This window comes from uncultured Amaricoccus sp., assembly GCF_937858865.1.
In the GTDB taxonomy this organism is placed as follows: Bacteria; Pseudomonadota; Alphaproteobacteria; order Rhodobacterales; family Rhodobacteraceae; genus Amaricoccus.
This window is the reverse complement of record NZ_CALLYO010000343.1, coordinates 1-5,998: the sequence shown is the minus strand read 5'-3', so window position 1 is coordinate 5,998 and position 5,998 is coordinate 1. Positions and strand designations below refer to the sequence as shown.

General features: G+C 75.1%; 4 protein-coding genes and 1 pseudogene. 1 reads left to right on the top strand and 4 read right to left on the bottom strand.

Annotation, left to right across the window (positions count from 1 at the left end):
* From Q0112_RS09865 to Q0112_RS09850, 4 genes are all read right to left on the bottom strand, one after another.
* Positions 1–1,332, bottom strand: coding sequence for a bifunctional diguanylate cyclase/phosphodiesterase (locus Q0112_RS09865; RefSeq protein ID WP_297974618.1), 1,332 nt, complete (start codon positions 1,330–1,332; stop codon positions 1–3).
* Between the two features lie 113 nt (positions 1,333–1,445).
* On the bottom strand, positions 1,446–3,041 hold the full coding sequence (locus tag Q0112_RS09860; RefSeq protein ID WP_297974616.1) for a heme biosynthesis HemY N-terminal domain-containing protein: 1,596 nt from the start codon (positions 3,039–3,041) through the stop codon (positions 1,446–1,448).
* Between the two features lie 13 nt (positions 3,042–3,054).
* Entirely contained in the window at positions 3,055–4,590 is a 1,536-nt protein-coding gene (locus tag Q0112_RS09855; RefSeq protein ID WP_297974613.1) for a mitofilin family membrane protein, read from the bottom strand.
* 91 nt (positions 4,591–4,681) lie between these two features.
* Positions 4,682–5,392: a uroporphyrinogen-III synthase gene (locus tag Q0112_RS09850; RefSeq protein WP_297974610.1), complete on the bottom strand. Its 711-nt coding sequence runs from the start codon at positions 5,390–5,392 to the stop codon at positions 4,682–4,684.
* 122 nt (positions 5,393–5,514) lie between these two features.
* On the opposite strand from Q0112_RS09850, the pseudogene Q0112_RS09845 reads away from it, so the two are divergent.
* A pseudogene (locus tag Q0112_RS09845) lies at positions 5,515–5,998 on the top strand (tRNA (adenosine(37)-N6)-threonylcarbamoyltransferase complex transferase subunit TsaD); the annotation flags it as partial.

Sequence of the window (5,998 nt, the reverse complement as noted above, 5' to 3'; positions counted from 1 at the left end):
TCAGCGCGCCGCCCGGGCGAGCCCGCTGTGCCAGTCGCCGAAGGCCGGGGCCGGCATCGGGCGGCCGAAGTGCCAGCCCTGGCCGAGATCGCAGCCCCAGGCGGCGAGGAGCGCGCGCTCGGCCTCGGTCTCGATGCCCTCGGCGACCATGCGGTAGCCGAGATCGCGCCCCATCTGCACGATGTTCGAGACGAGCCGCCCGCCGAGGCTGTCGGCCTCCACCCCCCGCACCAGGCTCTTGTCGATCTTGAGCGTGTGGGCGGAGAGGCGGGTCAGGTAGCTCATGTTGGAATAGCCCGAGCCGAAGTCGTCGATGGCGATCGAGAAGCCGAGCCGCCGCAGCGTCGCCAGCCGGTCGAGGATGAGGCCGCCGCTCGCCGCGCTCACCCCCTCGGTGATCTCGAGCTCGATCCGCGCCCGGTCGATGCGGCGCGCGGCGCAGCAGAAGAGCAGGTACTCGATGAAGTCGGGCTCCTCGAGGTTCTTCGGCGAGACGTTGACCGCGAGCGAGAGCTCGAGGCCGTCGCGCGCCCAGATCGCCGCCTGGCGGGTCGCCGCGTCGATCACCCAGCGGGTCATCGGGGTGACGAGGGCGGTCTTCTCGGCCAGCTCGACGAACTCGCCCGGCGAGACCGGCCCGAGCTCGGGGTGGGTCCAGCGCAAGAGCGCCTCGGCGCTGAGGCAGGCGCCGGTCTCGAGCGTCACCTTGGGCTGATAGTGCAGCTCGAGCTGGCTCTCGGCGCCGAGCGCGTGCTTGAGGTCGGAGAGCAGGCGGAAGGCGCGGCGGTGCGCCTCGTCGCTCTTGCGGTCGAACCAGGCCCAGCCGGTCGGCGAGACGCGGCTGTCCTGCGCCGCCGAGAGGGTGGCGCGCAGGTCCTCGCCCGGGCTGCCGCGGCCGAGCGCCTTCATGCCGATGCCGATGCGGGTGTCGATCGGCACGTCGTCGCAAAGGATGGGCTGGCGGAAGCCATCTATGACGCGCGCGATCATCGCCGGCGGATCGGGCTCGGCGTGGCCGGGCAGGCGGAAGGCGAAGCTCAGGATGTTGATATGGTAGATCTTGCTGCCCGGCCCGAGGATCTCGATCAGCCGCGCCGCGCCGGCGCGGATGAAGGCGTCCGACCGCGCCGGACCGAGCACGCGCAGGATGTCGTTGAAGGCCTGGGCGTCAGCGAGCGTGACGAGCACGAGCGTCGAGCGGGGACCGCCCCAGGTGGCCGAGTCGGCCTGGAACTGTCGCCGGTTGGGCAGCGAGGTGATCGGATCGAGCCGGACCGGCTCCCGCAGCCGCTCGATCGGCCGCCACTCGCGCAATGCCGCCAATGCCACCATCTGGCACGCCCCCGCTGCCTTTCGCGGCCCCCTCCGGCCGCCTCCCACCGGGGGAACTAATCGCAGAGGGGAAATAACAGCGGGTTAATCGCTGTCAGGTTGCGTGCCAGCCGTCAGGTCGCCCCCGCGGCGCGGGCGCTGTCGGCCACGCTGGCGAGCTCGGCGTCCTCCACCTCCTCCGGGCGCTTCGCCTGCGGCCCGGCGGGCCGCGCGGCCGGCTCGGGCGCCGCCGCCGGCCTCGGCTCCGGCTTCGCTTCGGCCTTCGGCTCAGGCTTTGGTTCGGGTTTCGGTTCGGGGGCCGGCCCGGCCGCAGGTTCGGGAGCCGGCTCCGCGCGCGGGCCGATGATCAGCGGCAGCATCGCCGAATCGGCGATGTTGCTGTCGGCGGCGTGCGGCGGGGTCTTCCAGTCGAGCGTGTCGAAGGCGCCGCAGTTCTCGCAGACCGGCGTCCAGGCGGCATGGATGTGGGTGCAGTTGCCGCAGACCCACTGCGGCCCGCGCGAGGCGACGAGCGCCTTGGCGAGCCAGCCGCGCACCACCTCGTCGGGCGCGCCCTGCCCGCGCTCGATCGCCGCCATCAGCGCGAGGCTGCGCGTCGTGGGCTCGGTCTCGGCCAGATCGCCGAGCGCCTTGCGCGCGGCCGGGAAGTCCTCGGCGGCGAGCGCGAGTTCGGCCTCGAGCAGGCGCCCCTCGATATGCCCGGGATTGGCGGCGATCAGCGTGGCGAACCGCTTGCGCCGCTCCGCCGCGGTCTCCTCCGGCTCGCTGGCGGCAAAGGCGGCGGCGAGGTCGGGGTGCGGCGTCGCGGCCCAGGCGGCGGTGAGCACCTTCACCGCCTTGCGCCTTGCGCCGTTCGCGATATGCGCCCGCGCCGCCAGCGCCGCGGCGGGCACCAGCGTCGGCGCGAGGCGGTTGGCCTGCAGCGCCGCCTCGTGGCCGCGGGCGGTGTTGCCGGCGGCGAGCGCGGCCTCGGCGTCGGCGAGCGAGAGCACGGCATCGCGGCGGGTGCCCACGTCGCGCGGCAGCAGGCGCGCGTGCATCGAGGCGGTGAGCGTCTCGCGCGCCCCGGCCCAGTCCTTCTGCTTCGACTGCAGCTCGAAGAGCGTGCGCAGGTTGCGCTCGCTGTCGGGCTTGAGCGCCAGCGCCTTCTTGGCGAGCGTGAGCGCGGTGTCGAGATCGCCCTCCTCGATCTTCAGCCGTGTCAGCCCCTGCAGCGCCACCGGCCGGGTGCGGTCGTCGGGCAGCATCGCCTTGTAGGCCTCGTAGGTGCGGGCGCGGTCCCCGCTCAGTTCCGCCGCCTGGGCGGTCAGCAGGTGGGTGAGGGCGGGCCGGTTCAGCAGCGATTCGGCGCGCTTGGCCTTGCGCGTGGCGGCCTTGGCGTCGCCCGCCGCGACGGCGACCATGCCCTCGCTCAGCGCGTCGAACCCGCGCCGCTCGCGATAGCGCAGGAAGTAGCGGCTGATCGCCGTCTCGTCGCCCATCAGGAAGCGGAAGACCGCGGCGAGGAAGCCGAGCAGCCTGAAGAGCACCAGCGCCAGCACGACGAGCGCCGCGACGCTGAGCAGGAAGCCGATCGGCGAGAGGAAGAACTCGCGCCCGCCGAAGGCGATCTTCACCTGTCCCGGCGTCTCGATGATCCAGCTCGCGCCGAAGGCCAGCGCGACGACCAAGCCGACGAAGACCAGGACCTTCAGGATCGACCAGATCATCGCTTGGTCCCCTTCAGTTGGTGGTGGCCGGGTGGGCGGCCTCGAGCGCCGCGAGGCCCTGCTCGGCCCCGAGGCGGAGCTTCGCCGCGTCGAGCCAGCCGCCCATCGCGGCAGTCGCCTCGCTCGGCAGGTTGCCCGCCTCGGCCAGCGCCCCGGCGAGATCGTCGCGCCGCAGCCGGTCCTCCACGCGCGAGAGGACGGCATCGGGGCTCATCCCGGTCTGCGGGGTCAGCGAGCGGCTCGCGACCTGCGCCTCGAGGAAGGCGCGCGAGCGGGCGAGCACGCCGTCGCCGGCGCTCGCCATGATGCTCGCGCGGATCGCGGCGTGGGCGGCGTCGGGGAAGCTGTCGCGGAGCTGGGCGAGCGTCGGCACCCCGCTCCCCGCCGCGTCGGTCAGCCCGGCGGGAACGCTGACGCCCGGCCGGCCCTCGATCTGGCCGAGCGCGTCGGCGAAGGGCTGGCCGCTCGCCAGCGCCGCGCGCACCAGCGCCACCGCGGCGCCCGTCTCGGCGGCGCCGAGCGCGGTGGCCGCCTGCGACTGGATCTCGCCCACCCGGGTCTGCGCCGTCGCGATCTCGCGCTCGGCGTTGGCCGCCACCTCGTCGATCCGCGTGGCGAGCGCGCTCACCCGGTCCTGCAGCGCGCCCGTCTCGGCCCTGAGCCCCTGCATCTCGGCATTGTAGACGTTGAGGTTCTTGATCGCCTCGTCGCTCAGCTGGCCGCTCGCGGCGGCCGCGCCGGCGAGCTGCTCCTTGAGCGCGGAAAGCTCCGCCTCCTGGCCCTTGAGCCCCGCGTCGAGCCGGTCGAGCCGTTGCCGCGCCGCCGTGGGGTCGATCTGTCCGACCGCCTGCCTCAGCGCGTCGATCTCGCCCGCAAGCTCGCCCCGGGCGCCGTCGACGGCGGAGGCGATCCGCTGGTCGAGGTCATCGGGCGTGGGCAGCGCGGCGAGGCGCGTCTCGACGCCGGAGAGCCCCTGGTCGAGCTGGCCCCGCAGCGCGGCGATCTCCGTCTCGGCCATGCCGGCGCCCGGGGTCAGCCAGTCGGCCACCGGCTTCATCCCCGCGGGCAGCACCGGCGCGATCTTCGGCGCCGCCCAGATCCCGAGGCCGGCGCCGGCGAGGAGCAGCACGAGCGCGGTCAGCACCCGGGCCGGCAGCGACCAGCCCTCCTCCTCGCCGTGATCCTCGTGATGGTCCGCCTCGCGTTCCTCCACCGCCACCGGCTCCGCCGCCCGCTCCGCCGCCTGCTCCGCCGCCTGCTCCGGGGCAGGCTCCGGGGCCCGCTCCGCGGCTTCGGGCGCGGACGGCTCGGCGGCCGCGGCAGCGGGGTCCCCGGCGGCGGCCTCGTCGACCGTCACCGTCGCGACGGCTTCGGCGGACTCCGTCGCCGCGGGCTGCGGCGCGGGTTCCGATTCCGCCCCGGCGGGGGGCAGGGCTCCGGTTTCCGGCTGGCTCGCCGCTTCGGCCCCGGGGCGGATTTCCTCGGAGGCGTCAGGGGTTTCGGGCGCTGCGACGTCGTCCTTCGTCGCATCGGTCTTCCTTCGTGGCATCGGTCCTCGCCCCTGCTCCCGGTGTGCGGTGCAAGCCGATACTAGGCCAAGCATTTTGCGGCAACAAGCCGAAGGCCGGGGCGCCGCACCATCACGCGAGCCGGGCGAGCTCCGCCAGCATCCCGGCCCGGGTCGGCGTGGCGGCGACGCGCCGGCCACCGGGCGCCAGACCCACGAGCGCGGCATCGGCGGCCGGGCTGAGCGCGACCGTGACGGTGCGCGACAGATCCCAGTCCGCCCCCTGCCCGGCCGCGGCGAAGAGCCGTGCTGTCCGCGGCGAGAAGAGCGCGACGACGTCGATGCCGCCGGCGCGCAGCAGCGCGCGCGCCGCCTCGGTCAGCGGCTGCGGCGCCTGCTCGTAGATCACCGCCGCCCGCGCCGGCACGCCGAGCGCGGCGAGCATCCCGACGAGATCGCCCGCCGCATGGGTGCCGCGCAGGTGCAGGAAGGCCCCCGCCCCCGGCCGGTGCCCGGCGGCGACGAGGGCGGCGAGATCGCCGACCGCCCCGTCCGCCGAGCGCGCCCGGAAGCCCGCCCGCCGCGCCGCCGCCGCAGTCATCTCGCCGACGCACCAGGCGGTCAGCCCGCGTTCGACGCTCAGCGCGGCGAACTGCTCGACCCCGTTCGCCGAGGTGAAGAGGAGCCCCTGCAGCCCCGCGAGCTCGAGCGGCGCCGGGCGCGGCCGGATGGCAAGGAGCGGCGAGACGATCGGCCGGAAGCGCCCGGGCAGCTCGGCCTCGAGCACCGCGGCGAACTCGGCGGACTGCGGCGCCGGGCGGGTCAGAAGGAGCGTCCGGGGCATGAGGGAAGCGGGCTCCGCGAGGGGGCGGGCGTTGCGCGCCGGCCGGGCCGGTGTTACCTGCGGCCGGCATCCAGCGCAACGTGGCCGGCGCAACGTGGCCGGCGCAAGGTGGGAGGACCAGCGTGCCGCGCGCCCGCGTCATCCTCGGGATCGAGAGCAGCTGCGACGATACCGCCGCCGCGGTGGTCCGCGCGCGCCCCGGCGAGCCGCTGGGCGAGGTCCTCGCCTCGGTCGTGGAGGGCCAGGACGCGCTGCACGCCGAATGGGGCGGCGTCGTGCCCGAGATCGCCGCCCGCGCCCATGCCGAGCGGCTGGACGGCGTGACCGCCCTCGCCCTCGCCCGCGCCGGCCTCGGGCTCGGCGACATCGACGCCGTGGCGGTGACCGCGGGGCCGGGCCTGATCGGCGGCGTCCTCGCCGGGGTCATGTTCGCCAAGGGGATCGCCGCCGGCCGCGGGCTGCCGCTCTACGGCGTCAACCACCTCGCCGGCCATGCGCTCACCCCGCGGCTGACCGAGGCGGTCGGCTTTCCCTACCTCCTTCTCCTCGTTTCGGGCGGCCACTGCCAGTTCCTCGCCGTCGAGGGGCCGGAGCGGTTCCGCCGCC